At 68.8% G+C, this 25,760-nt stretch carries 27 protein-coding genes; 4 read left to right on the top strand and 23 right to left on the bottom strand.

Translation table 11 applies throughout. The features are described from left to right. Window positions 1-26: 26 nt before the first annotated feature. From BLV57_RS39675 to BLV57_RS39720, 12 genes are all read right to left on the bottom strand, one after another. Window positions 27-1,778, bottom strand: coding sequence for an ABC transporter ATP-binding protein (locus tag BLV57_RS39675; RefSeq protein WP_091299068.1), 1,752 nt, complete (start codon window positions 1,776-1,778; stop codon window positions 27-29). Beyond that, window positions 1,775-3,469, bottom strand: a complete 1,695-nt coding sequence (locus BLV57_RS39680; RefSeq protein WP_091299071.1) for an ABC transporter ATP-binding protein — start codon at window positions 3,467-3,469, stop codon at window positions 1,775-1,777. The genes BLV57_RS39675 and BLV57_RS39680 overlap by 4 nt, the downstream gene beginning before the upstream one ends. Before the next feature lie 90 nt (window positions 3,470-3,559). Next, complete coding sequence (locus tag BLV57_RS44145; protein ID WP_245757712.1) at window positions 3,560-3,682, bottom strand: keywimysin-related RiPP; 123 nt, start codon at window positions 3,680-3,682, stop codon at window positions 3,560-3,562. Window positions 3,683-3,851: 169 nt separating this feature from the next. After that, window positions 3,852-3,974, bottom strand: coding sequence for a lasso RiPP family leader peptide-containing protein (locus BLV57_RS43090; RefSeq protein WP_143047278.1), 123 nt, complete (start codon window positions 3,972-3,974; stop codon window positions 3,852-3,854). 48 nt (window positions 3,975-4,022) lie between these two features. Next, on the bottom strand, window positions 4,023-4,445 hold the full coding sequence (locus BLV57_RS39685; protein ID WP_218134984.1) for a lasso peptide biosynthesis B2 protein: 423 nt from the start codon (window positions 4,443-4,445) through the stop codon (window positions 4,023-4,025). Continuing rightward, window positions 4,442-4,693 carry a lasso peptide biosynthesis PqqD family chaperone gene (locus BLV57_RS39690; RefSeq protein ID WP_218134985.1) on the bottom strand — a complete coding sequence of 84 codons (252 nt, stop codon included), beginning with the start codon at window positions 4,691-4,693 and terminating at the stop codon, window positions 4,442-4,444. Before BLV57_RS39690 ends, BLV57_RS39685 begins: the two co-directional genes overlap by 4 nt. A gap of 20 nt (window positions 4,694-4,713) precedes the next feature. Beyond that, window positions 4,714-6,588 (bottom strand): asparagine synthase-related protein, encoded by a 1,875-nt coding sequence (locus tag BLV57_RS39695; RefSeq protein WP_143047279.1) that lies wholly within the window; start codon window positions 6,586-6,588, stop codon window positions 4,714-4,716. Window positions 6,589-6,612: 24 nt separating this feature from the next. After that, the gene (locus tag BLV57_RS39700) at window positions 6,613-7,365 is read right to left on the bottom strand and encodes an AfsR/SARP family transcriptional regulator (protein WP_143047280.1); all 753 of its coding nucleotides are present in this window, start codon (window positions 7,363-7,365) and stop codon (window positions 6,613-6,615) included. 212 nt (window positions 7,366-7,577) lie between these two features. Further along, window positions 7,578-8,234 carry a DNA-binding response regulator gene (locus BLV57_RS39705; protein ID WP_091299082.1) on the bottom strand — a complete coding sequence of 219 codons (657 nt, stop codon included), beginning with the start codon at window positions 8,232-8,234 and terminating at the stop codon, window positions 7,578-7,580. Further along, entirely contained in the window at window positions 8,210-9,325 is a 1,116-nt protein-coding gene (locus BLV57_RS39710; protein WP_091299085.1) for a hypothetical protein, read from the bottom strand. Before BLV57_RS39710 ends, BLV57_RS39705 begins: the two co-directional genes overlap by 25 nt. After that, window positions 9,322-10,323, bottom strand: coding sequence for a sensor histidine kinase (locus tag BLV57_RS39715; RefSeq protein WP_143047281.1), 1,002 nt, complete (start codon window positions 10,321-10,323; stop codon window positions 9,322-9,324). Before BLV57_RS39715 ends, BLV57_RS39710 begins: the two co-directional genes overlap by 4 nt. A gap of 294 nt (window positions 10,324-10,617) precedes the next feature. Beyond that, entirely contained in the window at window positions 10,618-11,028 is a 411-nt protein-coding gene (locus BLV57_RS39720; protein ID WP_091299091.1) for a hypothetical protein, read from the bottom strand. A 342-nt stretch (window positions 11,029-11,370) separates the two neighbouring features. Between BLV57_RS39720 and BLV57_RS39725 the strand changes: the two genes are divergently transcribed. Together BLV57_RS39725 and BLV57_RS39730 are read left to right on the top strand one after the other, a co-directional pair. Further along, window positions 11,371-11,826, top strand: a complete 456-nt coding sequence (locus BLV57_RS39725) for a hypothetical protein (protein ID WP_091299094.1) — start codon at window positions 11,371-11,373, stop codon at window positions 11,824-11,826. Continuing rightward, on the top strand, window positions 11,813-13,852 hold the full coding sequence (locus BLV57_RS39730) for a M48 family metalloprotease (protein ID WP_091299097.1): 2,040 nt from the start codon (window positions 11,813-11,815) through the stop codon (window positions 13,850-13,852). Before BLV57_RS39725 ends, BLV57_RS39730 begins: the two co-directional genes overlap by 14 nt. 2 nt (window positions 13,853-13,854) lie before the next feature. Here BLV57_RS39730 and BLV57_RS39735 read toward each other — a convergent pair whose 3' ends face one another. From BLV57_RS39735 to BLV57_RS39750, 4 genes are read right to left on the bottom strand one after another with little or no spacing between them, the layout of a single operon-like run. Then, window positions 13,855-15,252: a trehalose-6-phosphate synthase gene (locus tag BLV57_RS39735; RefSeq protein WP_091299100.1), complete on the bottom strand. Its 1,398-nt coding sequence runs from the start codon at window positions 15,250-15,252 to the stop codon at window positions 13,855-13,857. After that, complete coding sequence (locus BLV57_RS39740; RefSeq protein WP_091299103.1) at window positions 15,249-16,484, bottom strand: MFS transporter; 1,236 nt, start codon at window positions 16,482-16,484, stop codon at window positions 15,249-15,251. Before BLV57_RS39740 ends, BLV57_RS39735 begins: the two co-directional genes overlap by 4 nt. 58 nt (window positions 16,485-16,542) lie before the next feature. After that, the gene (locus tag BLV57_RS39745) at window positions 16,543-17,304 is read right to left on the bottom strand and encodes a beta/alpha barrel domain-containing protein (protein WP_091299106.1); all 762 of its coding nucleotides are present in this window, start codon (window positions 17,302-17,304) and stop codon (window positions 16,543-16,545) included. Between the two features lie 42 nt (window positions 17,305-17,346). Continuing rightward, a complete protein-coding gene (locus BLV57_RS39750; RefSeq protein WP_091299109.1) occupies window positions 17,347-17,940 on the bottom strand; it encodes an NADPH-dependent FMN reductase in 594 nt (197 codons plus the stop codon). 103 nt (window positions 17,941-18,043) lie between these two features. Between BLV57_RS39750 and BLV57_RS39755 the strand changes: the two genes are divergently transcribed. Together BLV57_RS39755 and BLV57_RS39760 are read left to right on the top strand one after the other, a co-directional pair. Continuing rightward, entirely contained in the window at window positions 18,044-18,679 is a 636-nt protein-coding gene (locus tag BLV57_RS39755; protein ID WP_245757713.1) for a TetR/AcrR family transcriptional regulator, read from the top strand. Window positions 18,680-18,747: 68 nt separating this feature from the next. After that, on the top strand, window positions 18,748-19,398 hold the full coding sequence (locus BLV57_RS39760; RefSeq protein ID WP_091299112.1) for a TetR/AcrR family transcriptional regulator: 651 nt from the start codon (window positions 18,748-18,750) through the stop codon (window positions 19,396-19,398). Window positions 19,399-19,539: 141 nt separating this feature from the next. Here the strand turns inward: BLV57_RS39760 and BLV57_RS39765 are convergent, their stop codons facing one another. The 7 genes from BLV57_RS39765 to BLV57_RS39795 all read right to left on the bottom strand — a co-directional run. Beyond that, window positions 19,540-20,172 carry a monooxygenase gene (locus tag BLV57_RS39765; protein ID WP_091299115.1) on the bottom strand — a complete coding sequence of 211 codons (633 nt, stop codon included), beginning with the start codon at window positions 20,170-20,172 and terminating at the stop codon, window positions 19,540-19,542. Between the two features lie 35 nt (window positions 20,173-20,207). Then, window positions 20,208-20,876: an antibiotic biosynthesis monooxygenase gene (locus BLV57_RS39770; RefSeq protein ID WP_091299118.1), complete on the bottom strand. Its 669-nt coding sequence runs from the start codon at window positions 20,874-20,876 to the stop codon at window positions 20,208-20,210. 21 nt (window positions 20,877-20,897) lie between these two features. After that, on the bottom strand, window positions 20,898-22,304 hold the full coding sequence (locus BLV57_RS39775) for an FAD-dependent monooxygenase (RefSeq protein ID WP_091299121.1): 1,407 nt from the start codon (window positions 22,302-22,304) through the stop codon (window positions 20,898-20,900). Window position 22,305: 1 nt separating this feature from the next. Continuing rightward, window positions 22,306-22,509 carry a ferredoxin gene (locus BLV57_RS39780; protein ID WP_176969022.1) on the bottom strand — a complete coding sequence of 68 codons (204 nt, stop codon included), beginning with the start codon at window positions 22,507-22,509 and terminating at the stop codon, window positions 22,306-22,308. After that, window positions 22,509-23,717, bottom strand: coding sequence for a cytochrome P450 family protein (locus BLV57_RS39785; RefSeq protein WP_218134986.1), 1,209 nt, complete (start codon window positions 23,715-23,717; stop codon window positions 22,509-22,511). The genes BLV57_RS39780 and BLV57_RS39785 overlap by 1 nt, the downstream gene beginning before the upstream one ends. Further along, window positions 23,714-24,610 carry an SCO6745 family protein gene (locus BLV57_RS39790; protein WP_176969023.1) on the bottom strand — a complete coding sequence of 299 codons (897 nt, stop codon included), beginning with the start codon at window positions 24,608-24,610 and terminating at the stop codon, window positions 23,714-23,716. Before BLV57_RS39790 ends, BLV57_RS39785 begins: the two co-directional genes overlap by 4 nt. Continuing rightward, window positions 24,607-25,760: NDP-hexose 2,3-dehydratase family protein (locus BLV57_RS39795; RefSeq protein ID WP_091299125.1), on the bottom strand; the 1,154-nt coding region annotated here is incomplete at its 5' end. The genes BLV57_RS39795 and BLV57_RS39790, both read right to left, overlap by 4 nt.

Genomic DNA, 25,760 nt, shown 5'->3' on the forward strand with positions numbered 1-25,760 from the left:
TAGCTCATTGTCGGTCGTAGCAACGCTTACACAGTGCCCGAGCCGATGCCAAGCGCCGGCGTCCGGCACAGAGTGGGTTGCCACCAGTGACCGACCAACCGCGCATAGTCCGGTGAGCTGCGCATGAGCTCCTCGTGGGTGCCCTGAACCAGCGACCCCGCGCCCATCACGAGCACCCGCTCAGCCCGCATCGCCGAGCTGATGCGGTGCGCGATGACGATCAGCGTGCCCGGCCGCCGCGCGAACGCCTCCTCGGCGATAGCCTCGGCCGCCGGGTCGAGATGGCAGGTCGCCTCGTCGAGGATCACCACCTCCGCAGGGGAAAGGTAAACCCGAGCCAAGGAAATCAGCTGCCGCTCCCCCTGCGACAGCGCCGACGGCCGCTCGACCACTCCGTCGTAGCCGCCCAGCCGCCGGACGACGTCCGCCAAGCCGAGCGTCTCGACCGCATCGCCGAGCTCCGCGTCGTCCGCGTCCTGACGCAGATAGGTCAGGTTTTCCCGCACGGTGCCCGTGAACACATACGCCTCCTGCGGTATCAGCACGACGTGCCTTCGCAACGCCGAGTCGACTACTTCGGTCACCGGCGTGCCGCCGACGGTGATGACGCCGCTGTCCGGCGAGTCGATCCCGGCGATGAGCGACGCCAGCGTCGACTTGCCGACCCCGCTCGGGCCGACGACGGCCAAGTGCAGCGCGGCCGGTACCCGGAGATCGACTCCCGACAGCACCGGCTCGGCGTGCGGGCCATAAGCGAACGTCACGCCGCGCAGGAGGATTTCGCTGCTGGTGAGCGGCTTTGTTCTCGACTTGGGCAGAGGCGTCGGTGGCACCTCGAGCATCCCGCTCATCGTGACCGACAACTGCAGGGCGAGATTGGCGACGGTCTGCACCAAAGCACGAACCGCGGGTTCCAATCCCTGCATCAGATAGGTCATCGCGCCGACGAGCGAACCGGCGGTGAGCAGCTGACCGGAAACCAACCATGGCGACGCCAGCAGGACGAGCACGAAGGGAACCCGTCCGCCGAGTGCGATCACCGCGATCCGTCCGGCGCCGGTCCTCGCGCTCGCGATCATCGCGGCGGCTTCCATGTCGACGAAGCGTCCGACCCGTGCCGCCGCGGTACGCCACGCCCCGCAAACGACCACGTCGCGGACTCCGCCGACCAGTGCGCCCGCCTCCCGTGCCAGTGCCTCCTGTGCGTCGAGCAGAGCCTGATATCGCCGCCGCAGCAACCGCGAAAGTACAGCCAGCAGCCCGGTGGCACCGACCACGAAAGGTACCGCGGCCAATGCAAGCCACGGGTCGAGCGCGGCCAGTCCCATCACGGCCGCGGCGACTCCGAAGAGCACACCACGCACGGTCAGCAGCAGTCCGGCGAACATCTGGCGGACGGTCTCGGCCTGCCGAGTGAGCTTCGCGACCGTCGCGGTGTCCGTACCGCTGTCACCGAACACGCTGTGCCTCAGCCTTGACCACACCACCAGCCGGACGAGCTCGTCGCGCAGCGACTCGACGAGCACCGCGACATGGGGCATCACTTGCCTGGTGGCGAAGGTGCCCACTGCCACCGCGGCTCCATAGGCCAGCAGGAAGACCACCCCGGTACGCACCGAACCGGCGAGGAACCCGTGGTCCAGCGCGGCCGCCACCAGCGCGCCGGAACCGAGCGCGGGCACCGCTTCGAGCACCGACCAAGCGGTCAGCGCGAGAAGCCGGCCGCGCTGCGCGGCCAGCACCGGACGAACGAATTCACCGATCGAAGGCCCGGTCATGACACACCGACCGGCTGCGCACCGAAGAGTGCCTGATAGGCCGGATCGGCAAGCAGCTCATGATGCGCGCCGAACGCACGGACGCGGCCTTCGTCGAGCCACGCCACCAGATCGGCGCCGGCGGCGGTGCGCATCCGATGCGCCACCACAATCCTGGTCACCCCGCGCAACGCCTCATGCATCGCAGCGGTGATCTCGCTTTCCGTCGCGGTATCCACACTGGACAGGGCGTCATCCAGCACAACGACTCGCGCACCGCGGCAGACCGAGCGCGCCAGGCCAAGCCGTTGCGACTCACCGCCGGAGAGACGCAGTCCGGCAAGCGGCGTTCCATAGCCGGAAGGCAACCTGGCGATGAAGCCTGCCGCGTGGCTCGCGCGCGCGGCCAGTTCGACGGCGGTGTCCGCGACATAGTCGTCACCGAAGCCGATCATCTCGCCGACCGTGTCACCGAGCATGCAGGGACGTTCGAAGGCGACGGAGATCGCGCGGCGGGTTTCATCCCGGCTTACGGTGGCGAGATCCGTGCCGTCAAGCAGGATCTTCCCGGATTGCGGCGGTAGTACCGCACCGGCGATCAAGGCCAGTGTCGTCTTGCCCGTACCGGACGCGCCGACGATAGCGACCTCGCTACCGGCCGGGATGGTCAGGTGGACGTCGTCGAGCACCGTGCGGCCGTCCACGATCGCGGTTATCCCGCGCAACTCCAGCACACCAGGGCCGGGCGGCAGCGGGCGGTCGCCGCCCGGTGGCAATGGCTCGTCGAAGATCTCCTGGACGCGTTCCGCGGAACCGCGGATCCTGCCGAGTTCGGCGAGTATCCCGACCTGGGACAGCAATCGCAGCGCATAGCCGAGGTACAGCTGTGCGGCCAGCAGCTCGCCTGCCGAGACTCGGCCGTCCACTACGCCGATCCCGGCGATCACCAGCACGCCGACCTGCAAGGTGGGCGCGAGCAGCGACAGGTACCAACCGGCCCGGCGCTGAGTCTCCCAGAACTCGAGTCCGGCCTCGTGCAACCGGGAAAGCGGGGTCAGCACGCGCGTGACCTCACGGTCAAGCGTGCCGGCCGCGCGGATCGTGCGTGCACCCCCGACCGCCTCGACGAACCTGCTCGCCAGTTCCCCTTGTGCCTCCTGATACCTCCCGGTCAGCACCGTGACCCGTCGGATCAGCCGGGAGGCGAGCATCGACACGACCGGGACGCCGACCGCGAAGACGAGCACCAGCCGCCAGTCGATGAGCGCCAGTGCGACCAGCCCGCCGAGCGAAATGAGCGGGGCGCAGATCATGTCCAGCAGGTTCGGCCCGGCGCGGCTGACTTCCGCGGCACTGTCCATGGCGCGATTGAGCACGTCGCCAACGGGAAACCGCCGGCCGCCTGGAAGCCCGAGCTCGAAGACCCTGGCGAAGACCGAGTGCCGCAGGCGCGCGGCAGCCGTGGCGTTGACCTTGGCCCCGGCGATCTGCTCGCCGATCTCAGCGAGTGTGATGAGTCCTAGAAGGATGATCAGCAGCACGGCAGGTGTCATCATGCCGTCGCGGCTGATGACCGTGTCGATCACCGATGCCAGCATGACCGGAAGCAGGATGCCCGCCGCTGTCTCGAAAAGCCGGCACAGCGCCAGCACCGAGAGGAGTCTCTTGCCACGTTTGGCCGTCCCGATCAGCAACCGATCACTTTCCCGCACGACACTCCCCTTCGATGGCTGACCCGGATGCGGCGGAGGCGCTAGGACTCACTCCGCCACATCCGGGAATCAGTTACAGATCGACAACACTCAGTTGTTCGCGTTGTAGAGGAACCAGTACGCCTCGTGCTGGCCGGTGAAGAAGAATCCTGTCTCCTCCTCGAACGCTCCCAGCTCGATGGCCGAGGGAACCTCGTAGGTTTCCTTGTTCATGCTCGTCACCCCCTTTGCGCTCTCTTGGTTTCGCGGCCCATGGTCAGGTCAGGCTCAGCAGGAACCAATAGATCTCGTATCGGCCTTGCCAGTAGAACCCGGTTTTCGCCGCGAAAGTACCGAGTTCGATCGCTTCCGGGGCCTGGTAGATCGACTTGACCATGGCCGATCAGATCCAGGTGTCGAAGAACCAGAGGACCTCTTCGCCATTGCGCACGTAGAAGACACCTGTTTCCTCGTCGAAAGCGCCGAGTTCGATCACGGCAGGAGCCTCGTAACCGTTCTTGACCATTTCTTCACCACCTTCACTGGTATTTCTTTCCTGACCGGAGAATTCCGGTCAAGCACTGGGTGCGATCGCGATCATGCGGCGGTAGCAGGAACCATCCAGCACCTCGTCGACCATTTCACCGTCGGCCTCGATCCACGCGTGCGCGGTGAACGGCGGCGCCGCCAGCACGCCCACGCACCAGGTCGGCCACACCCCGCGTACCCTGCACAGCAGGACGGCCGCTATCGACCTGGTCAGACAGGCCTGCGAACCACAGCACCTCGGACTGACCGCCAGCACGGTATTCCTGGCTTCCCGCGCCTGGTCGAGAGTCGCGGCCGGTACGCCGCCGCGCAGCTTTGCCAGCACAGCCCTGATCTCACGGGGTTTCTGTTTCGCCAGCACCCGTGCGACTCCGACCACGGCGCCCGCGATGACGCGGTCGCGCGCGAAGACTTTGGTCGGCGTGCTGGGCAGCACCGGGATGGTCACGTCCTCACCAGCCCTGTCGAGCGCAGCTTGCCGATGAACGCGTTCACATCGGATCGTGCGCGGCTCTCGTCGACGTCGAACCGCTCGACGATCGAACCGATGGCGTCGTCGATTCCCTTTCCCTCGCTTAAGAATTCGACGACCAGGGCACCGACCGGGCTGAGTTGCCAGTATCGTCCAGAGCGTTCGTCGAGCATGATCGTGCCGTAGTCGGTGACCGCGGTGGACACGTCCGCGTGCAGTCGCATGGTCATCTCACCCTTCCCGATCAAGCCAACGCGGCTGGCGCCGGCACTTGGTTTCGGAGGAACACCGCACAGTTGACGGTGTAGTCGAACAAGGAGTCTCTGACTCCCATGTGCTCCGGCGACTCACTGTTCGCCAGCGCGGCGAAGTCGACGATGCCAAGGCCGACCAGCGGCGACTGCTCACACAGCGGGAGTAACGTCCGCCAGTGGTCGCGAAGTCCCCTGGCCGCCTGCGGGCTGCCGCTCGCCTTCGAACCACGGGCGAGGAATTCACCGGGAAGGGCTCCCCGCATCGCCTCCTTGATGAGCGGCTTGAACTCCATAGGCGTGTCCCGCTCCTCATGTCGCACCGCGAAGCAGGCCTCGACCACCCGGTCGTCGAAGAACGGCGCTTCGAACGGCATACCCATGGTCGCGGCGTACTGCTGCGTGCCTCGCACGATCCGGCATCCGTCGCGGACGATCGCGAGTTCCGCGTGCCGGGCCCTGTCGGGACCCAGCGGCACGGCATCGGCGCCGATCTGCCTCATTCTGGCGGTGACCGCAGCGATCGCGTCCTTACTGAGCCAGCGTGGCAGCATGAACGGCAAGTCCCAGCCGAGTGTGATCGCCGACTCCTCGTGACGGTCCTGCCTCGCCCCGCCGATCATGCGAAGCAGCCAGTCTCGATATGACTCGGAGTTCAGCAACTCCCGTCCAACCCTCCACAATGGACGATTGGTCAGCATGGCGTTGGTGCGCGCCCTGCGCCACGCGAGCCAAGGGCGACGGCGAAAAATGCCGTGGTCCCAGACAGGCAGTCCGTGCAGCAGGTGATCGCCACCGAGGCCGTTGAGGTACAGCCGTGCCCCGCCGCCGAGCGCGGCCTCGATACTGTGCCTGATCCGCGGCGCGGTCAGATACGCCTGTGTCGGCGCGTCCAGCCGTTCGGTGATCGACTCGACGCCCTCGAAGAACTGCGGCATGTCGTCCGTCGAACTCGTCGTATGCCGCACCCGCGGCATACTCGGCAGTGCCCGGCGCGCCCACAGCAGGTCCTCCCTGCCGCCGGGATCCTCGTTGTAGGCTGTGTTCGCCAGCACCTCGGCCGGACCTTGCGCGGCCAGATAACACAGCGGGGTCGAGTCGAGACCACCGGACAGATCGCAGTGGACGGTGCCGCCCGCGCGGGTACGCACAGACACCGCGTCCGTCAACGCGGCGCGCAACCCGGTCGCACCGTCCACCCTGGACAGAACCGGCTCCGGCCTGCGCCACCACAGCGAGGTACGGGCGCCTGACTTGTCCAGCAAGAGGTACTCCTCGGGAGGAACAGCGGCCACGCCCTTCCACAATGGTTCCTCTGGCAACGGATGCGGCAGCACACCGAGCAATCGCATCGCCAGCGCCCGCTCGTCGTAGGCGAAACCCCCGAGCCAGGCGAGCAGGTCGGCACGATCAGAGGCGACGGGGAAGCCGCCGATGACGGCGTGGAAGACCCTGCGCAGCCCGGATGCCGTTCCCTGCACGCGAAGCCGGTCGCCGTCGGTCGCGACGAAGTGATAGCTGCCCGCGAGCGACTGGGAATAGGAATCCAGTTCTCGCACGTCCCCGGACCGACCGAACCTGCTTCGCAGTCCGTCCGCGGTGGCCGAGGAAGCGCCGATCACCGCGCCGCGGACCCGGCCTGCCTCGGCCGCGACGAACTGGTCGTCGTGGGTTCGCGCGACCAGCATCGGCCTGCCGGACGGATAAGTCACCACCCGGTGTGTCCCGGCGTCGAAGAGATCCGAGATTCGCTGTGCCTCATCGAGGTCGGGGAGCGCTACGAAGTACCAGCCCATTCCTGAGTCCACATCTTCCTCCTGGCCGTCCTTCTGCCTTTCGGGATTCAGCTTGACGGGTTCGTGTGGCACGAACGTGGCACCGGCGTGGCTCGGTCAGCGGCAAGCGCGAGCCATGGGCGCCAGTGGCTCGTCGAGCAGAATGCGCTGGTGCAGCTCCCGCAGCCGGCGGCCAGGATCGATGCCAAGCGCGTCGGCCAGCGTCTCCCGGCATTTCTCGTACATGACCAACGCCTCCGCCGGCCTCCCCGCCTCGTGCAGTGCACGGATCAGCTGGGCCCAGAAAACCTCCTGCAGCGGATTCTCGCCGACCAGGTGCCGCAATTCGGCGACAACGGTTTCGGCTCTGCCTCGTCGCAGATCGAACTCGATGCGCCTGCTGACGGCATCGAGATACAGTTCGCACAGCGCGGGAACGACCTCACGATGCAGCGATTCGCTTGTCACGTCACACAATGCCGGCCCGCGCCACAAGGCCAACGCTTCGCGCAGCAACCGCACCTCTTCGTCGACTTCCGCTGAATTCGATCGTGCGAGCAAGGCCCGAAACCGGTGCAGGTCGATGTGGTCCGGATCGACCTCCAGCCGGTAGCCGTGCCGGCCGGAGCTGATCACCGAAGGCTCCGCGGGAACATCGAGCACGCGGCGAAGCCTCTTGATATAGCCGCGGATGGTGGTGCGGGCACCGGGTGGCGGCTCGCCATCCCACAGACGTTCCTCGATTTCACTCAGCGGCACCGGTCTTCCCGCTCGGAGCGCCAAGGTGGAGAACAACGTCCGCAACCGGCCCTCGGGCACCGACACAGATCCACCACGGTCTGCCCGCTCGACTTCGAACGTGCCGAGCATGCGCACACGGAACAAGTCCACAGAATCCCCCCGAACCCTGATTCACCGGCACTCGCATACCGGCGTGCAACCCTGAAGGAAGTTCCGGGAATCGGGCCCACGCCGCGCCGGAATTCGCGCGCGACGCAGCGTGGAAACCCCCAGGCACCTCCCCCTATCCCTCCCCGGCCACGGTAAGAGCGATCGCCGGGGTGTGGTGTCTGTCAGATGACCTACAAATCGTCGACTTCGACGAGACCGTCTTGAATGGCCCTCGCCACCAGTGCGGCTTTTGTGCGGGCCTGTCTGCCGACATTGGCGTATTTCACCCGCACGCGGTCGAGATAGGTATTGACCGTTCGGATGGTGATTCCGAGCTTCTCGGCGACCAGTTCCTTCGATTCCGACTGGAACCACTCGATGAGTACATTCTCTTCGCGCTCAGACAACCGCGGGCGGTCCGAGCTGCGGTTCGCGCCGAGCGCGCCTGCCAGCGCGGGCGGGGTGTACGGCAGGTCCTGCGCCGCCGCGACAGTCGCGGCGACAAGGTGGTCCTTGCCCTCCGCTTTGGTCAGGAACGTGAAGGCGCCGATATCGAGGCATGTCAGCGCGGCCTGCTCGTCGTCGCGCATGGTGTAGACGATGACCTGGCGGCCCGCGTCGACCAGTCGCCGAAGGGCGCCGTACGAGGGACCCGGCTGCCCGGACAACTGGAGATCGAAGACCACCACGTCGGCGGTATCGCCGGGAGGCACCCAGGCGGCCTTGTCGGCCGGGCCGGTCGCGACGACCTCGATCGGCGGATCAGCCGTCGAGTACCAGAATTCGACGCCTGCGATGACCGCCGGATGGTCGTCGATGACGGCTACCGTGATGTCGCCGGTCGCCATGTCACCTCCATCCACAGCCGATCGCCGGTCACGACGGTGGCGACTTCGACGTAACGCGGTCGAAAAGCCGGAAGGGCGTGCGCGGGCGCGTCGCTGACCACGCTGACGCGGACCTGGCTCGGAGTGCGGACAATGGTGGCACGCACGTCCGAAATCGCGGAGGTCATCGCCGCCGAGGCGGGTTCGACGAGTTCGCGACGAATCGGGGCGGGTAGTTCACGTGGCTCGCCGCGAACCGCGAACTGCACTGAGATGCCCTTGCGTTCGGCCACGTCGACACCGGCGCCGAGTTCGTGCACCAGGCGATCGGAGACGTCGTCGGCCTCAGCGAAGAGGCGCCGCAGCTTGGCCGCTTCGACCGCACATCGGCGCCGTACGTCCGCATCTGACGGATCGAGCGATTCGTCGGCGAGGCCGGAGAGCAACGGCACCGCCGTGTGGGCCAGCGCGGCGTATCGCTCGCGGTGATCGCGATGCCGCTGCGCGCCGATGGCCTCCGCGGTACGCAGCCGATCTTCGGTCGTGGCCACCGCCGCGGCCCGGTCAGCGACCCGGCGGAACACCTCGAACGCGACGGCGACCGCCAGCACGAAACCGCAGGCCGACAGCGCCGTGATGCCCATGTTGGCCAGCACCGGCAGGCTGGGCGGGCCGGTCAAGAGCAGCTGCGTGGCCGTGAGAAGCAAGTGCACGCCGGTGAACGTGGCGATCGCCCGCAGTCCGGAATGCAGGAACAACAGCACGCCATACCAGGCGATCAGCCCGAACGACCAGTGTTCCGGCCGCAGATGGTCACCCGCGGGAACCGCGGACGTCGCCAGAATCGACGCGCCGAACGTCAGGATCGTGCCCGGCCAGCGCGCCGCCATAGGAATCTCCCTGTGCCGCATGGCGAACCAGGCGCTCCCTGCGGCGACCGTGGTAAGCAGCCCGAACGCGGTCCACTCCGGCCAGACCGCGTGGTACCGGCCGGAGCTCGTCACCAGTTGCGGCAGACACAAAAGGAACTGCGTCGTCACGGTCACCATCAGGGCGGCGATCCACGCTCCGCGCAGCAGCCGATCCGAGATGCGAGTGGCGATGTCGCTCATCCCGGCCACCGCCAGCGGACCGTGGTGCCGGCGCCCGGCCGTGACTCGACCGTGGCGTACCCGCCCGCGGTCGCCATCCGGCCGACGATCGAACCGGAGACGCCGCGCCGATGTGGCGGCACCGAACCGGGATCGAATCCGCGACCGGTGTCCGCGAGCTCGACCACGATGCCGGACTCGTCGACGCGGGCCGTGAGCGAGGCCTTGTCGACCCCGGCGTGCTGCTCGACGTTGGCGACGGCTTCGCGGACGCCGTGCAGTATGCCGAACGCGGCCGTGGACGGCATGGGAAGTGGTCCTTCGACGAGGTGATCGAGACGGGTCGCGGAGTCCTCGACGAGCGTGGAAAGCATCGCGGCGAGGTCAACGTGACCCGCGCCGAGCCCGGGAGCTTCGGCCAGCGCCTCCAAATCACGGTTCGCCCGCTCGGGCAGCCAGTCGAAGCGGCCGGTACCGGTCGCGACCATGAGCAGCGTCGCGCTCGCCGTGTCATGCAGCATGGCGAGGTATTCGCGCTCCCCCGCGCGCCTGGCGGCCTCGACGGACGCGTGCCTGCGCAACGCGGCGGCGCGAACCTCACCACGGTCGGCATTGCGCACCCAGGTCCGGATCAGCAGGTACCCGCCCCTGGCCAGCGCGGCTTCGACGACCAACCTGACCACCGGCGCGACCGGCGGCCAGCCACCAGGCGGCCCGGCGAGCTTGTTTCCCGCCCAGTAGGCGCCTATGGCCACCGCGGACAGCCCGGCCGCGACCAGCGGCTTCGAGTTCCATTCGAACTGAGTGGTTCCCGAGGTCACCGAGGTGAATACGAACACCCAGCTGTCCACCGGCTGTGGTCCGGTTTTCAGCTGGCTCAGCCCGATGGCGACGACCGTCGCCGCTTGTACGGCGGCCACCCAGTGCGCATACGGCCATTTGAGCCTTGACAGGCACCAGGCCACCAGCAGCGCGACGGCTACGGCCGTGAAGACAAGGACGTCGTGAGCGACAGTCAAGAGCCCGAGTAGGCCACACGGAATCACCAGCACGGCACGCGCCTGCACGGCGAAACGGGTGAGCGTACGGTTCAGCTCGCGCTCACCGGGACCCCGGCCGTCGCGAACACGGACGGCACCGGACCGTGCTGCCGTCACCTGAGCCCCCGCTCGGTTACCTTCACTCAAGGTAACGCACCATCGCCTTTCGACCACAACCGAAGATCTTCAGCGCTCTCGTCGACCGGCTCACAACTGACGGCAAATCGTCGAAAGTGTCCGCGACGGCGAGTTCACCCGTTCCGATGACCTGGACTAGCAGGTCTGCGACGCTTCGCCGACCTCGTCGTCGTGCACCCGGACCCACATCGCCGGCCTGCCGCGCCGGTCGATCGGAACGTTGTAGACGATCTTTCCGGTTGCCTGCTTTTTCCTGATAACCCGCCCGTAGCAGTTACCCGCGATGGCCACGCCGTCCCAGTCTTCGATCAGCGAGGTCTGCCGTCCCGGTGCCAGCGTCCGGTAATCGGAGTTGCAGGGTTTGGGCCCGACGAGATACTCCCCGTCCGTGCACCAGTGGTGCATCGCCGTGACCGTCGCCCGGCTGCTGGTGTTCTTGATGACGCCGCAGCAGAACGGCAAGGCCGACGCGGGCGCCGGCGTCACCACCCCGGCCAGCGCGGTCATTGCCAGCACACTCGCGGCGAGCGCGGTTCGCTTGGTCATTATTCGTCCCCTCACAGTGGCAGTATCCGAACGTGATCAACACTGCTGAGCGGACCTTGCACAATCCTTGTCACCCCCGCTGACCAGGGCTTGCGAGTGGTTGAGGAAGGCGAGTGCGTCCGGGCGCTCACAATGTTCGGCCCAGCCCGCAGGGTGGTGTCGACGAGACCGTCGCGGATCCGGGCCCGCGCGGATGTGGTGCGGCGCGAGCCGGAATTGACGCACCGGCTGTGGATTTCCGCAGGCGGAAGCGCACTCCCGTAACGGGCACCGCGCGCGTGGCGACTAGCCCGCATGAACTCGCGTCGTTCGTCGTCTTCGACGATTCCGCTTGATCCGGATGTGCTGGAGCTGGCCCGTGAGATCGTGGGCGCGCATTATCCGCCCGAACTCGACCTGTTCGACGTCATCGTCGCCGAGTTCCGGCGCGACCCGGATCGGCTGCTGAAGCCGGACACGCTGCGCGCGCCGGTGGGTATCGGCGTGGATCTGGCACTGATGACGCCGTATGTGCTGGCGGCGGCCGCCTATCTGGGAAACGTCCTGGTGGAGAAGACCGCCGACAAGGCACTGGACTCGGTGAGCGGCCGCATCGCCAAGGCGTGGGCCGCGCGCAGGAAAGCCAAGGCCGAAGGCGTCGCGCTCGAGGTGGCGGGAACCGGGGAACAGGCCGATCTCACGATGGTCATCACGGTCCATCTGACGGGCAAGGGAGCCACTCCCGAGGTTGCGCGCGAGATCGCCGGGAAGGTGAGCGACGCGTTATCGCCCGGAACGTCGTCCGATGACCACCACTGACGTTCGCGTGGAAACCGCGCCCTCGGCGGGGCGCGGGCGATACGCGTTGCTCATCGTGGTGCTGTTGCTCGCCGGTGTGCTGGTCGGAAGCCTTCTGCACAGCCAATTCCTCGGGCGATCGTGGGTGGAGGCCATTCAGGCCTGCGGAAAGACAAGACCACTGGCGACCGCCGCCGACACACCGGCACAGAGCCTGGAGAAGTCCCAGCAGTGGCTTGACTGCGTGACACCGGTCGAACGACGTCGCGGACTCGTCTCGCTCAGTGGCGCCTTGCTGGTCCTTCTGCTCGCTCTCGGGTTGACACAGTTGTTGCCCCGCAGGCTTTTCCGCCGCGCCGGTCCGGTCAGCGTCGCGCCGGCGGTGTGGCAGGAACGCGCGGAGAACGCGGTGCGGTCGATGCGCCGCCGGGTGGCCGCACCGCAGGTGGTGTTCGGCTCGCTGGCGCTGCGGGAGGCGTTCACCATCCGGTTCCTGCGCTGGACGCGGATGGTGCTGCCGCCCGGCATCGTGACCGTGCCGCCCGACCAGGCCGATGCGATCGTGCGGCATGAAAGCGCCCACGTCGCGGCGGGTGACGTCGGCCTGGTGTGGCTCACCCGCGGCGTCTGGTGGGCGCTGCCGCCGGTACTGGCGCTCCCGCTGCTCACCACGGAAGCGCTGGTGCTGTTCGCGGGGAACACGCACACGCTGTGGGAATCGTTCTGGGCCGAGTACGTCGGCCGCGCGGCACTGGTACTCGTGCTCACCGCGCTGGTCTCCACCAGCGTGCTGCGCTCGCGCGAGCACGAAGCCGACCTCCGTTCCGTCCGCGAGGTCCCGTCGGCTCCGCTGCGCGCGCTGCTCAGCCGCGCGACGACCGCCGCGCGTGCGCCGTGGTGGCGACGGGCCAACGCCATCCATCCCCCGCCGTCGCAACGGGTTGCCGTGCTCGACGCCGGGGAGCTGCCCGGGCAGACCCGGGTGCTCGACGGCGTCGTCTACGGCGCGCTCGCCGCGATGGCCGCCCAGACGACGACGCTGGTCGCGCTCCCGACGCTGCTCGGTTCGGCGGAGAATTCGCAGTCATACGCGCTGCCGTTGTCGTGTTTGCTGGCCGGCGCGCTGACCGCGGCGGGCTGGGGCACCGCGCTGTGGCGGTTCGCACTGGGCACCCAACGCTCCGCGTTGCGCTGGGCGGGTGTCACGCTCGGGCTGCCGGTGGGGGTGGCCCTGGGTTTCCTGACCGACTTTTCCCGCACCGGCACCACCGACCTCGGCCCGTTCGGCGACTGGCCGCAGGTGGTCGCGCTCGCGGTGGCCATGGCCGGTGCCGCCTGCGTGAGCCTCGCACTCGCTTCGCTGTGGGCCACCACCGCACCACGCAGGATCTGGGTGCTCGCGGCGGTGCTCAACACGGCGCTGTTCACCGGCGCCTGGTGGATCGGGATGACGAGCGGCGCGTTGATCATCGCCGCCCAGAACTGGTTCTACGGCGTGGCGATCGCGGGGATGAGCGCGAATTGGCAACTACCGGTCGCGATCGGGCTGGTCGTCGTCTGCGGTCTCGCGTGGCACTGGAACAGCGGCCGGCTCACGCTGCTCGCGGTGAGTGCCACGGCCACCGCCGCGGCGCTCCTGGGCCGGTGGCTGCTGCCGGAGCACGCCAACTTCGCCGACCCGAAGGCACTGGACCGGCTCGACTGGTGGGTGGCCGTCGGCGCGGCGACGGCGTGCCTGCTCGCCCTCGCCGCGCTCAACGGCCGCACCGGATTGGGACAGGCGCTGGCCGCCGCACCGACGGCCGCGCTGCTCACCACCGCAGGCTGTCTGCTGATGCGGAACCGGAGCCGCGACCTCGATCTCGTCTCTTACCTCGTCTCGGTCCCGTCCCTGTTCACGCTGGTACTGCTTTGTGTCGCAGTGCCGATCACGCTGCTACCCGGCGGCTGGCCGCGTACTCGTGCCTGGCACAGCCCGGCGCTCGCGCTCGTGGCGGCCTCGGGGATCACGACGGTGGTCATGCGGATAGGGCACACGATCACCTAGCTTCACCCGAGCCGGAAGACTGTTGTCAGCCACCCGTCGAGGTGTTCGTCGCGCAGGAGCGCGCGGCGTGCGTCACGGCCGGACCCGCCGGAGCCGGTCAGCGCCTTTTCCATGGCTTCGCTGGTCTGCCCGAGATCGAATGGGTCGACCGTCACCGTGAACGGGCCGAGTTGCTCGTCGGCGCCCGCGTTGGCCGACAGCAGCAGCGAGGCGTCGTCGTCGAGCAGATAGGCGGCTTCCTTGGCGAAGAGGTTCAGTCCGTCGTAGGTGGAGTTGACGACGGCCGCGGTGCTCATCAGCAGCCCGGCGACCACGCAGTTGCGGGAGTCGTCGTCCATTCCCGGCCGGATCAGCGAAACCGCCTCACGGCCGCCGGTGGCGAAGCGGTCGTTGATGCGGCGGACGACCGCCTCGGTGGCCTCGGCGTACGCCTGGTGACGGCCCGCTGCCCGGCTCGGCGTGGTCACCACGGCGGCGAACCAGCACTGCTCGGCCAGTTCCGGCCTGCGCTCCAACGCCATCTCATATGCCTGGAATCCACGCGGGATGTTCTTCCACAGGTCGAGACGGTCGGCTCGCAGCATCAGCTTCCGGCCGCCTGCCAGCTCAGCCAGTTTCGACTGCCAGCGCCGGGTCGCGTCCGCCTCGGTCATCCGGTCGAGCACGTCGGTGTCGAGCGGGAACGGCATCGCGATGAGCTCGGTGCGGTGTTCGCCGAGGATGACGGTCCTGCCCTCGACGCGCGCGCCGGGCACGTACCGCGCGCAGCACGCCAGGAAGGCGTCCACCCAGCGTCCGGCGTGGAAGCCGACGACGTCGCACCGCAGCAGGCTGGTCAGTATCCGGGTGCGGATGTGGCCGGGGATGAGCGAGAAATAGTCCGGCTCGCACCACGGGGTGCCGAGGAAATAGGTCATCCGGCTCGCGCGGCCCGCCTGGGTCTCGGCGAAATACTCCGGGACCAGCATCAGATGTGGGTCGTTGATCAGGATCAGCTCGTCGCCCGCCGAGTTGTCGGACACCTCGCGCAGCCGCTTCGCGTACGACTGGTTCACCGCCTCGTACCCGGCCCACGCGTCGACCATGGCCGAGTCGAACACCGGCTGCTCGGAGGTGTCGTGCATGTAGTGCAGCAGCCCGAGCAGCAGGCGGATCGAGATGACGTCGTAGTGCTGGTGGCGCAGCTCCTCACCGGGTTCGACGGGATGCAGCCAGATGTCGTCGCCGATCCGGATCGGCGACGACACGCCAGGCTGGTCCGGCGGCGCGGTGAAGATCCAGTGGCCGCCGTGCTCGTTGAGCAGCGACACCACCATCGGCGCCAGCCCGCCGGGCGAGCGTGGCGCGATCGTGTCCGCGTCCCAGCGCGGGCAACTGTTGCTGCAGGTCAGAATTCTCACTTCATCGACTCCCCAACTCGTGCGCGCAGGCAGCAGTACGCCAGGCCCGCCGCCGCGCAGACTCCGAACCAGATGGACATTCCCGCATAGCCGGTCAGCACCGCGAGCACGCCTGCCAGCGGCGCCGCCGCGACCGCGGCGACACCCATGGCCGCCTCACCGATGCCTTCGAGATGGGTACGCAGGTCCGCGGGCGCGGTCGAGCCGAGCAACGCGCTGCCGCCGACGACGGCCCCGTTCCAGCCGAGGCCGATCAGCAGCAGGTGCGCGGTCATCGGCACCAGGCCGTGCCCACCGGCGAACGCGCCGACCAGCCCACCCGCGAGCAGCAGCACGCCGCCCGCCGCGATCGGGTAACCGGGAGTGAACCGGTCGACCAGGTAGCCGGTCAGCGGCGACGGGCCGAACATGCAGACGACGTGCAGCGCAACCAGCACGCCCACCACGCCGAGCCCGTCGCCGGACCCGGTCAGGTGCACCGGCGCCACGGTCATCACCCCGACCATGGCGAAGTTCGCCACGACCAGCGTGAGGATCGCGGGCATGGTTCCCGGGTTCCGGACCGCGCGCGCCGCGAGTCCTGGCGCCGCGCGCTCACCCGGCTCGGCCGAGAGCGAACCGGCCAGGCGCCCGAACCAGGGCACGCCAGGTGTCGACGCGGCCCAGAAAACCAGTGCGGCGCATCCGAAAGCCGGCGCCGCCACCAGGTACGCGCCCGCGGCGTGTGCCAGTCCGATGTCCTGCGCCAGCGCACCGCCCGGTCCCAGCAGGAGCGGGCTGACCACCGCGCCGGCACAGGTCGCGAACATGACCCGCCCGAGCGCGCGGCCCCGCCGATCCGCGGTCACCACCGCCGCCGCGGCGTACCGCGCCAGGAAGACCGCCGAATTCGCCGTGCCCAGCACCAGGCTGCCCGCCAATACCAGCGGGAAACTGTTCGCGGACACGGCGAACACGACGACCAGCGCACCGAGCGCGCCGAGCAGGAAGCCCCAGGCGAGGCCGCGGCCGCGGCGCCCGGCCGCGGCCTCACGCGACATCACCAGGGCGCCTGCCGCGGCACCGGCGAGGTTCAACGCCACCGGCAACCCGGCCACCGCACCGGACCCGGTCATCCCGACGGCCAGCAACGGCCCTGCCGTCCCGCCCGCGGCGAGCCCGGTGGCGCCGACGGCCACCGCCGCCGCCACCAGATTCACCTCCGCGCGCTGAATCGGCTCAGCGGTCCGCACCCCAGGCACCACAGTTCTCCCCCGGTTTCTTCACTTACCCCGAACGCGTCGCGGGAATTCACACCGCGACCGCGACCTCTTCCATCGGGCCCGATTCGAAGGCGAGACGGCCTGCCACAGCCGCCTGGCGCATCGCGGCCGCCATCGTCAGCGGGGTCTTCGCCCGCACCAGCGCCGTGTTGACCAGCGTGGCGGCCGCACCGAGTTCCATCGCCAGCGCCACATGCCCGGCGGTGCCCAGCCCGCCCTCGACGATCACCGGCAGCCCGCAGTGGTCGATGACCTCGCGGACCGCCTCCGGGTCGGGGATACCGCGGCCGGAAGCGACCGGTGACGCCATCACCCGCAGCGCCGCGCAGCCCGCCTTGGCGAGCTCCTGCGCGGTGGCGAGGTCGGGAAGGATGAACGGCAGCAGTTCCATGCCCTCGGCGCGCAGCTCGTACGCGGCCTCGACGGTGGCGTTGTTGTCGGGCAGGTTGTCGTCGCCGCGCACGTCCAGTTTCAGGATGTCGATACCCAGTGAATCACGGAGGATGCGCGCGGACCGCAGCGCGCTTTTCTTCGACCGCGCGAAAGACGTCGTGCCGATCCAGATGAACTCGTCGAGCGGGAGCTCGTTCTCCAGGTCCATCAGCAGCAGGCTCGACCGGCGGTTGTCCGGGTCCACCGTGGTGATGAAGACGTCCGCGCCCGCGGCGTTGAGCACGTCACGGACGAGCGGAACGGAATCGTACTGCTCGATGCCCACCAGCACCCTCGAGCGGAAGTGCTGTTCCCCGATCGTCAGCCAGGCGTCGTCCGGTACCTCAGCGGTCTTCATGGGGCGATCCGTCCTCTCCAACTCTGGTCCATTGTGGACAATTCATGCGTTCTCCTTGACCCGCAAGGGCGCCAGCGCCCGCGCCCAGGCGACGACCTCGTCGAGCATGCGGGTCAGCGTCGGCTCCTGGTGATCGCCGGGCGCGAAGACGCCAGGCTGGGTGATGTCGGTGATCCGGAAGTCGTTGAACAGCGAGAGCGCGACGGTGGTGCGCACGTCGGCGACCTTGACCTCCGCCAGCGTCACCCGCAGGTGCTCCACGGCGCGCGTGCCGCCGTGCAGCCCGTAGCTGACGAACCCGGCCGACTTGTCACCCCACTCGCCGAACAGGTAGTCGATGGCGTTCTTGAGCGCCGCCGGCATCGAGTGGTTGTACTCCGGCGTGACGAACACGAACCCGTCGAATCCGTCGATCGCGGCCGCCCAGCGGCGGGTGTGCTCCTGGCCGTAATCCCCGATCGCCGCCGGGACCTCCTCGTCGAGCAGCGGCAGCGCGAACTCGGCGATGTCGACCAGCTCGTAGGTGACGTCGGCGGATCCGGTGTGGCGGACGGCGACGTCGAGCACCCAGTCGGCCACCATCTTCGCGCGACGGCGCGGGCGGGTGCTTCCGGTGATGACGGCGATCCGGGTCATGGGTGTTTCCTCCGACGTGCTGGCAACTGAAGCGACAGTAAGTACAGTACACGTTTTACTGTACTTACTGCAACGATCGTTGTACATCGGCTAACATCGGGTAATGACCAGTACGAACATGGTTCCGCAGCGCTCCGCCGACAAGCGCCAGGCGATCCTCGACGGCGCCAGGGTGACGTTCGCGCGGGAGGGTTACAGCCGGGCGAGCATCGACACGATCGCCGAGGCGGCCGGCGTGTCCACCCGCACCCTCTACAACCATTTCGGCGACAAGGCCCGGCTGTTCGAGACGGTCATCCACACCAGCGCCACCGAGGTGGCCGAATCCCAGCTCGAGCTCATCGACCGCTATCTCGGGCAGGTGACCGACCTGGAAGCCGACCTCATCGCGTTCGCGCGCGCCTGGGCGACCCCGTACCCGGAGCACGCCGACCACTTCGCGCTCGTCCAGCAGATCAGGGCCGAGTCGGCGCGGCTGCCGTCCGCCGTACTCGAAGCCTGGCGCGAGGCGGGACCCCGCCGCGTGCACCGCGAGCTCGCGCGGCGGCTGCGCCAGCTCGGCGACCGCGGGCTGCTCCGGGTCGATGACGCCGACCGCGCCGCGTTCCACCTGTCGCAGCTCGCGTCCGCCGAGGTCAAGGACCACACGCGCTGCGGCGCGCTTCCGTACACCGACGTCGAGGTCGCCGGTATGACGGCGGCGGGCATCCGGGTGTTCCTGCACGGCTACTGCCCTTGACCCGGCGCCGGGTTACAGTACAACGCGCATTGCACAGGACTCCCGCGTTCGCCGAAGGTGGCAAAGGTATGAAAGAGGGCTCGGCACCGTTGAAGACGCCGCAGGGCAGGCTGGTGGACAAACGTGAAGCCATCATCCGGGCATCGCTGACGATCTTCGCCCGCGACGGCTACACTCGCGCGAGCATCGACACCATCGCCCGCGAGGCCGACGTCTCGACGCGAACCCTCTACAACCACTTCGGCGACAAGGCGAAGCTCTTCGCGGCGGTCATCGACGAGAGCACGGCCGAGGTCGCCGAGGCGCAGATCGCGCTGATCGACCGGCACCTGCACGGCATCGAGGACGTCGAAGCGGGCCTGATCGCCTTCGGCCGCGAGCTGGTCGCCCCCATGCCGGGCTTCACCGAACATTTCGCGCTGGTCCGCCACATCCAGGCCGACGGCCAGCACCTCCCGGCCGAGCTCGTCACCACCTGGCGCGAATCCGGCCCACTGCGCGTCCGCGCGGCACTGTCACAGCGACTCGCCGAACTCGCCGACGCCGGCCACCTCCGCGCCGGAAACCCCGACCGCGCCGCCCTTCACTTCCTCGCGCTCACCAGCAGCGCCGCGGGCGACCGGGCCCAGCTCTCCCGCGAGCCCGTCGGCCTGCCCGACATCCAGGACGAAGCCGAAGAGGGCGTGCGAGCGTTCCTTCGCGCCTACGCACCCGAGTAGGGCTCGTGAGTGTCGCGGCGTTGAACGCCTATTTCCCACTCACCCGGCCGCGGTCTGGGTGACAAGGGCGGCCCTTGTCACCCAGAGCGTGACAAGGGCGCCCCTTGTTCCGCTAGAACCGCCCGCAACACTCACGAGTCCTTAAACGGTGATGGATTCGGCGAGGATGTAACGGTTTCCGCCGATTCCGCGGACGCCCGGCATGGTGATGGCCTCGAAGCACTCGTGGGGCAAGGAGCTTTCGCCGAAGCGGAGGTGGGCGTCCTCGTCGACCCATTCGGCCCAGTTGAGGACCCGGGTGCCGTCGGTGCTGTGGTGGAAATGGGACGCCACCAGGCCGGGGAAGGGTTTGCCGAGCGGGCCGTCCACCAGCGCGTCGGCGGAGCGGCGCTGGCGGTCGCGGCCGTCGACGTCGAAGACCGGTGCGACCAGTACGCGCGCGATGCTGCCCGGCTCGAGTATCCGGCCGCGATAAAGCTTGTAGCGCACGGGTTCCGTCGCGTCCTCGTCGAAGTCGTCCAACCCGCGGACGAAGGCGCGATAGGCGTCGTCGCTCGTCCACTGGGCGTACGTGAGGACGTTGATGCCGTCGGTACTGGTGAACGCGCTCATCGACAGGAAACCCTCTGGGGCGGCACCTTCGCGGTACGGAGCCATCACCCTGTCCACTTCGGACCGCTGGAGCTCGGGCGTTCCGACGTAGAGCGGCGCGACCAGCACAATCCCGACGTCGGCTCGATTGACATCCGGGAACCGGGTGGTCGACATGGTCATTCTCGAATTCTCCTCGGGCGGTGGAAACGGGACACCTAAAGCACTACCACGTCTTCGGCGCGGGCAAGGGCGTGATGGAGGTGGTAGCGCTTGAAGCCGATCGGCCGGACGCCCGGCATGTCGTTGGTGATCCGCAGTGAGCCGTGCCGGGTCGCGCCTTCCAGGAAGAGCACGTGCGCCTCGTCGGTCGTCCATTCCGCGTAGTTGATCACCCGGGTGCCGTCCAGGCTGGCGTGGAAATGCGAGGCGATCAAGCCGCCGCGTTCGGCCGACGGGGAGCGCTCGAGGTTCGCGGCGACCGCGGCCACGATGGTCTCCTGCCGCTCGGGGCCGTCCACGTCGAAGCTGGCGATCACGATCGCACCCGGCGCGGCCGCCGACGAGTCGAGCACGACATCGCGGCGCAGCCGGTATTCGACCGGCTCGACCCGTGCGACGGCCGCGGGCAGCGCACGCACGAACGGACGGTAGGCCGTGTCGTCCGCGCACTGGGTGTACGTCATCACGGTGTCGCCGTCGGCGCTCAGGTACGCCGAGAACGCCAGTATTCCTTCCGGCCACGCGGTTCGCTCCCACGCGTCACCGATCTCGTCGAGCACCGCACGGCCCGTGACCGCGTCGCCGACGAACCAGTGGCTCAGGAAGACCGCGCGCGAATCGGGCCGCGCTATCCGCGGCATGGCCGAGCTCCGGGTGATGGTCATGGTCGCCTCCCAGCGAATTCGTCAGATCGGGGTGCCGAAATTGCGGCGCAGCGCCGCGGTGAGATCCGATTCGCCGGTCCACGCGACGTAACCGTCCGGGCGCAGCAGCACTGACTCCCCGCCCCGCACGGCGACCACGTCGACCTGGGCTGCCCACTCCCCCACGGTCACGCCGTCGCCGGAGTCGAGCAGCACGCCACGCGCCGCGCGCAGCAAGGCGGTGCTGGTGGTCCGTTCCCCGTCGCCCAGCACCAGCTCGGTGTCCGGCATCCGGCGGCCGAGCAGCGGATGCCCGCCGGGGCCGACGTCGTAACGGATGTCGAGCCCGCTCACCAGCCCGGCCAGGTACCTGGCGGCGCCGGCACCGCGGAACACCTGGGCGAGCACGTCACGCAGTGGCTGGAGCTCTTCCCCGCCAAGGAAAAGCGTCGCCTGTGCCTTCGTGTTGGCCAGCAGCTGGGCGCCGACCGGGTGCCGTTCGGTGTGGTAGGTGTCGAGCAGCTCGGCGGTCACCCGGCCGGTCACCACCGCGCCGAGCTTCCAGCCAAGGTTCACCGCGTCCTGGATGCTCACGTTCATGCCCTGCCCGCTGGCCGGGAGATGGATATGCGCCGAGTCGCCCGCGAGCAGCACCCGGCCGCGCCGGTATTCGCTCGCCTGCCTCGCCGCGTCACCGAAAGCGCTCACCCACAACGGTGTCGCGGCGGAGATATCGTCGCCACTGACCCGTTTCCACGCGTCGGCAACCTCGGAGAACTCGGGCGGGCCGGTGCGCTGACGCGGCGGCCTGCCGTGCTCGTGGACGACGACCCGCATCGCGCCATCGCCCAGCGGCGCGGCGAGCAGCATCCCACCCCGGCGGCGGGCACCGGACCACAGCTCGGGCAGCTCGAAGTCCCGCACGTCGGCCAGCAGCAGCTCGGCGGACGCGTCGGTACCGGGGAAGCCGAAGCCACCCAGCCGCCGGACCACGCTGCGCCCGCCGTCGCAGCCGACGAGATACGCGGCGGTCAGCCGTTGACCGTCCACGAAGACCTCGACGGACGAGCCGGTGTCGGTGAACCCGGTCAGCTCGTGTCCACGCCGGATGTCGGCGCCGAGCTCCGCCGCCCAGTCCGCCAGCACGGCGACGGTCCGCGCCTGCGAGACCCCGGTGACGCTGGCATGTGCCCCGTCCCCGACCGCGAAGTCGACCGGCACGCTGCCGAAATGACCGCCAGGCGATCGGGTCAGCTCACCGAACCTGGGCAGCAGCCCGCGCTGGTCGAACACCTCCAGCGTCCGCGCGGTGAAGCCCATTCCCCTGGACTCGCCGCTCGGCTGAGCGTCCTTCTCCAGGACGATGACGTCCGCGCCTGCCAGCCGCAGTTCGGCGGCGAGCATCAGCCCGGCGGGCCCGGCGCCCGCCACGATCACGTCGGTGTCCATGTCATCCCTCCTCGCCCGCGACGCTGATGGCGCCTGCCGGGCAGCATTCGGCGATCTCCCGCAGCCGTTCCAGCAGTCCGGCCCGGTCGCACGGGCCGAGCGCGACGGCCCGGCCGTCCTCGGCCAGCCGGAACAGTCCCGGGTCCATCGACTGGCACAAACCGGTGCCCAGGCACAGATCCCGGTCGACCCGCACGGTGTCCACTACGCGCTCACCGACAACGCTTCCAGCCGCCGGATCGCCCAGTTGTCGATGTAGCGGACGTCCGGCCGCGGGACGGTCAACGCCAGCTTCGGGAACCTGGCGAACAGCGCGGGGATCGAAAGCTCGCCCTCCAGCCTGGCCAGCGCGGCGCCGACGCAGTTGTGCAGCCCGTGCCCGAACCCGACGTGCCGCGGCCCGGTGCGGCCGAGGTCGAGCCGTTCGGGGTCGTCGAACCGGCGTGCGTCGCGGTTGGCCGAGAGCAGCCCGGCGATCACCGGCGCGCCCGCGGGCAGTGTGGTCCCGGCGAGTTCGACCTCCTCGGTGGTGACCCGGAACAGCGCCGTGCTCAAGGCGCCCTCGTAACGCAGCAGTTCCTCCACCGCGGCAGGCGCGAGGTCCGGCTCCGCCACCAGCCTGGCGGCCTGGTCGGGATGGTCGAGCAGGGCGAGCACCGCGTTGCCGACGAACCCGCGCACGGTGTCGCTGCCGCCCATGATGATGGCCGCCACCATGCCGATCAGCTCGTCGCCGTCGAGCCGGTCGCCGCCGTCACTGGCGTCGATCAGCGCCGAGGTGAGGTCGTCGCCCGGCGCGCCACGCTTGTCGGCGACGAGTTCCGCGGCGTACTCACAGATCCGGCCGAACGCGGCGGGAACCTTGTGCATCAGCGCGGGATCCGACGGGAACGCCTCGTTGAGCGCGGTGACCAGCTCACGGTGGCGGTCGATGCGGAAGCCGAGTATCTCGCCGAGCACACCGGCCGAAACCTCGCCCGCGTAATGGTCCATGACGTCGAACCGCCCGCGCTCGGCGCAGTCGTCGAGGGTGCGGGCGACCAATGTGCCCACCGTTTCCCGCCACCGTTCGACGCGGCGGGTGGTGAAGGTGCTCATCGCCAGCCTGCGCAGCCGGGTGTGCGCCGGTGGGTCGACCACGGCGATGCCGCGTTCGAGGATGGTGCCCGCGGCGCTGACCAGCCCGGCCTCGCGGAACTCCGCGTTGCCCCAGGTGCCGCCTTCGGTGCTGAACCGCGGATCGGCCAGCACCGTGCGGACGTCGTCGTAGCGCGTCACCATCCAGGTTTCGACGTCACCGACCGGGAACCGGAACCGGTGCACCGGCGAATGCTCACGCAACCAGGTCAGCGTCGGATAAGGGTCCTGGTAGTACCCGGGTGAAAACAGTGCGGTCGGGGCCGACAGCGTCACGACCGGTCCTCTCTCTCGTCGAGGGCGTTCCACTTTTCGTCGTCGGGGGCGAAGAACTCGCCCAGCGGTGGCGGGAACACCCCAGCCGCCGCACGGACCAGTCCGTGCACGAAGACCGCCAGCCTCTCGACGCTCGCTTCGTCCAATGCCTCATACGGCAGCCGATCGAGCCGGCCGGTCTCCCGTTCGACCTCGTCACGCAGCGCGGCGCCACGTTCGGTCAGGCTTTCCCCGTCGATCAGGCCCCGCGCGGCGAGCCGGTCACGCCCCGCGGACCACTGGTCCTCGGTCCAGCCGCGGTTCGGCCGCACGATCCAGTCCGGCATGCCGTGACGGCTCGCGCAGTCGAGCACCAGCGCGTCGACGCCGGTGAGGTCGAAGTACCCGAGTACCGCGACATGGCCGTCACCCCGGTGTTCGCGCAACATCGTCGCGGCGTGCCACAACGCGATATGCGGTTCCGCCGGTGTTTCCAGTGCCGCGTTGGCGGCGTGGAGCGGCCGTCCCGGCAAGGCGCAGCCCGCGGCCGCGACCTCGGCGAGCTTCGCCGCCTCAGCCAGCTCCGAGGACTCGATGACCTCCGCGCCGAGCAGGCGTTCCAGCGTCGCGCCCGCCGCCGCCTGCCGCGCGATGATCGCGCGTTCCGGCGAAACCCGTTGCCACAGCTGGGGAACCCGCGCCGCGACGAACTCCGGGGCGAAGGCGTTGAAGACCGCGGTGACGAGCGGGGCGTCCGCATGGCCGAGCGGCGACGCCCGGCCCGCGAAGTACACAGTGGACCATTCGGTGACACCGAACGGCTCGAGCTCGGTTCCCAGCTCGGCGGTGAAGTACGGGATCGAATGCAGCGCGTTGACCGCTTGCGCGCAGCGTCGCGCGGCACCGGTGCTCATGCCGCCACCAGCGGGACACGGGCGTCGACCATGCAACTGAGCAGGCAGCGCGCCGCCACGTTCACGTGATTGCCGTAAAGCACGAAGCCGCTGAGCTGGTCCATGGTCATCCAGCAGTAGTCGTCGGGGACGTCGAGGTCGAAGTCCTCACCCGCGTCGACCACCAGGTACCGGTTTTCGGCGTGGTAGAAGCGGCCACCCTCCTCGGAGTGGACGACGTCGACGAGTATCTTCGACGGGGACGCCGCGTCGAAGAAGTCCAGATAGCGGGGTTTCCGCTCGGCGCCGAGCCCGCGGTAGCTGTTCGGGATGCAGCTCAGCGTCGGCGCCATTTCGACCACATCGTGTGTGCCCGCCTCGGTGCGGGCGTGCACGAGAATGTGGAACACCCCGTCGATGTTGCGGCCGAGGAAGCCGATCAGGCCACGGCCGACCGGTTCGAACATCGGCTGCGACCACTGGCTCACCTCACGGTTGCTCGCGGACACGTCCACGCCGATCACCGTGAAATACCGGCCCTCCTCGTGTTCGACGCGGTCAGCCGAGCGGACCCAGTCACGCACCTCGGCCAGCGGTACCAGGCGCCGCTCCAGCCGGTAGTGCGACTTGACCTCGGTGAACCAGCTCAGCAGCTGCTCGACCGAGTGCCGCGAACCGGACTCCGGCGAGGCCACCCTGTCGACGAAGTTGCCCTGCAGGAAGAACGGCATCCCGGACAGCACCGTCCGCGAGTCCATGTTCACCAGGTTGGGCACCTTCAGCAATTCCGCTATCTGGCCGAGGCTGAGCCAGCAGAAGTCCTCGCGGACCGCCACGTCCCCGGCGGCCTCGACGATGATGTTGCGGTTGCGCTTGTCGAGGAACCACGAGCCCTGTTCCGACTGCAGCGCGTCGATCACCGTGCGGCCGGCGCGCGGCGCGACGAAATGTTCGAGGTACGGCACCGGGTTGCCCTGGTGCACACGCGTGTAGTTGCTGCGGGTCGCCTGCACGGTCGGCGAGAGCTGCAGCAGGTTTATGTTCCCTGGCTCCATTTTCGCCTGCATGAGGCAGTGGACGACGCCGTCGAAGACCTTCACGAGTATGCCGAGTATGCCGATCTCCGGCTGCAGGATGATGGGCTGCGTCCACGCCCCGGTGTCGCGGTGGT

It is taken from the genome of Amycolatopsis xylanica (assembly GCF_900107045.1).
In the GTDB taxonomy this organism is placed as follows: domain Bacteria; phylum Actinomycetota; class Actinomycetes; order Mycobacteriales; family Pseudonocardiaceae; genus Amycolatopsis; species Amycolatopsis xylanica.

What these genes read in the sequence shown, in the direction of transcription:
- BLV57_RS39675 (WP_091299068.1), bottom strand. Translation starts at nt 1,778, where the DNA reads ATGACCGGGCCTTCGATCGGTGAATTCGTTCGTCCGGTGCTGGCCGCG.
- BLV57_RS44145 (WP_245757712.1), bottom strand. Translation starts at nt 3,682, where the DNA reads ATGAACAAGGAAACCTACGAGGTTCCCTCGGCCATCGAGCTGGGAGCG.
- BLV57_RS43090 (WP_143047278.1), bottom strand. Translation starts at nt 3,974, where the DNA reads ATGGTCAAGAACGGTTACGAGGCTCCTGCCGTGATCGAACTCGGCGCT.
- BLV57_RS39690 (WP_218134985.1), bottom strand. Translation starts at nt 4,693, where the DNA reads ATGCGACTGCACGCGGACGTGTCCACCGCGGTCACCGACTACGGCACG.
- BLV57_RS39700 (WP_143047280.1), bottom strand. Translation starts at nt 7,365, where the DNA reads ATGCTCGGCACGTTCGAAGTCGAGCGGGCAGACCGTGGTGGATCTGTG.
- BLV57_RS39705 (WP_091299082.1), bottom strand. Translation starts at nt 8,234, where the DNA reads ATGGCGACCGGCGACATCACGGTAGCCGTCATCGACGACCATCCGGCG.
- BLV57_RS39710 (WP_091299085.1), bottom strand. Translation starts at nt 9,325, where the DNA reads ATGAGCGACATCGCCACTCGCATCTCGGATCGGCTGCTGCGCGGAGCG.
- BLV57_RS39720 (WP_091299091.1), bottom strand. Translation starts at nt 11,028, where the DNA reads ATGACCAAGCGAACCGCGCTCGCCGCGAGTGTGCTGGCAATGACCGCG.
- BLV57_RS39730 (WP_091299097.1), top strand. Translation starts at nt 11,813, where the DNA reads ATGACCACCACTGACGTTCGCGTGGAAACCGCGCCCTCGGCGGGGCGC.
- BLV57_RS39745 (WP_091299106.1), bottom strand. Translation starts at nt 17,304, where the DNA reads ATGAAGACCGCTGAGGTACCGGACGACGCCTGGCTGACGATCGGGGAA.
- BLV57_RS39750 (WP_091299109.1), bottom strand. Translation starts at nt 17,940, where the DNA reads ATGACCCGGATCGCCGTCATCACCGGAAGCACCCGCCCGCGCCGTCGC.
- BLV57_RS39755 (WP_245757713.1), top strand. Translation starts at nt 18,044, where the DNA reads ATGACCAGTACGAACATGGTTCCGCAGCGCTCCGCCGACAAGCGCCAG.
- BLV57_RS39760 (WP_091299112.1), top strand. Translation starts at nt 18,748, where the DNA reads ATGAAAGAGGGCTCGGCACCGTTGAAGACGCCGCAGGGCAGGCTGGTG.
- BLV57_RS39765 (WP_091299115.1), bottom strand. Translation starts at nt 20,172, where the DNA reads ATGACCATGTCGACCACCCGGTTCCCGGATGTCAATCGAGCCGACGTC.
- BLV57_RS39770 (WP_091299118.1), bottom strand. Translation starts at nt 20,876, where the DNA reads ATGACCATCACCCGGAGCTCGGCCATGCCGCGGATAGCGCGGCCCGAT.
- BLV57_RS39775 (WP_091299121.1), bottom strand. Translation starts at nt 22,304, where the DNA reads ATGGACACCGACGTGATCGTGGCGGGCGCCGGGCCCGCCGGGCTGATG.
- BLV57_RS39790 (WP_176969023.1), bottom strand. Translation starts at nt 24,610, where the DNA reads ATGAGCACCGGTGCCGCGCGACGCTGCGCGCAAGCGGTCAACGCGCTG.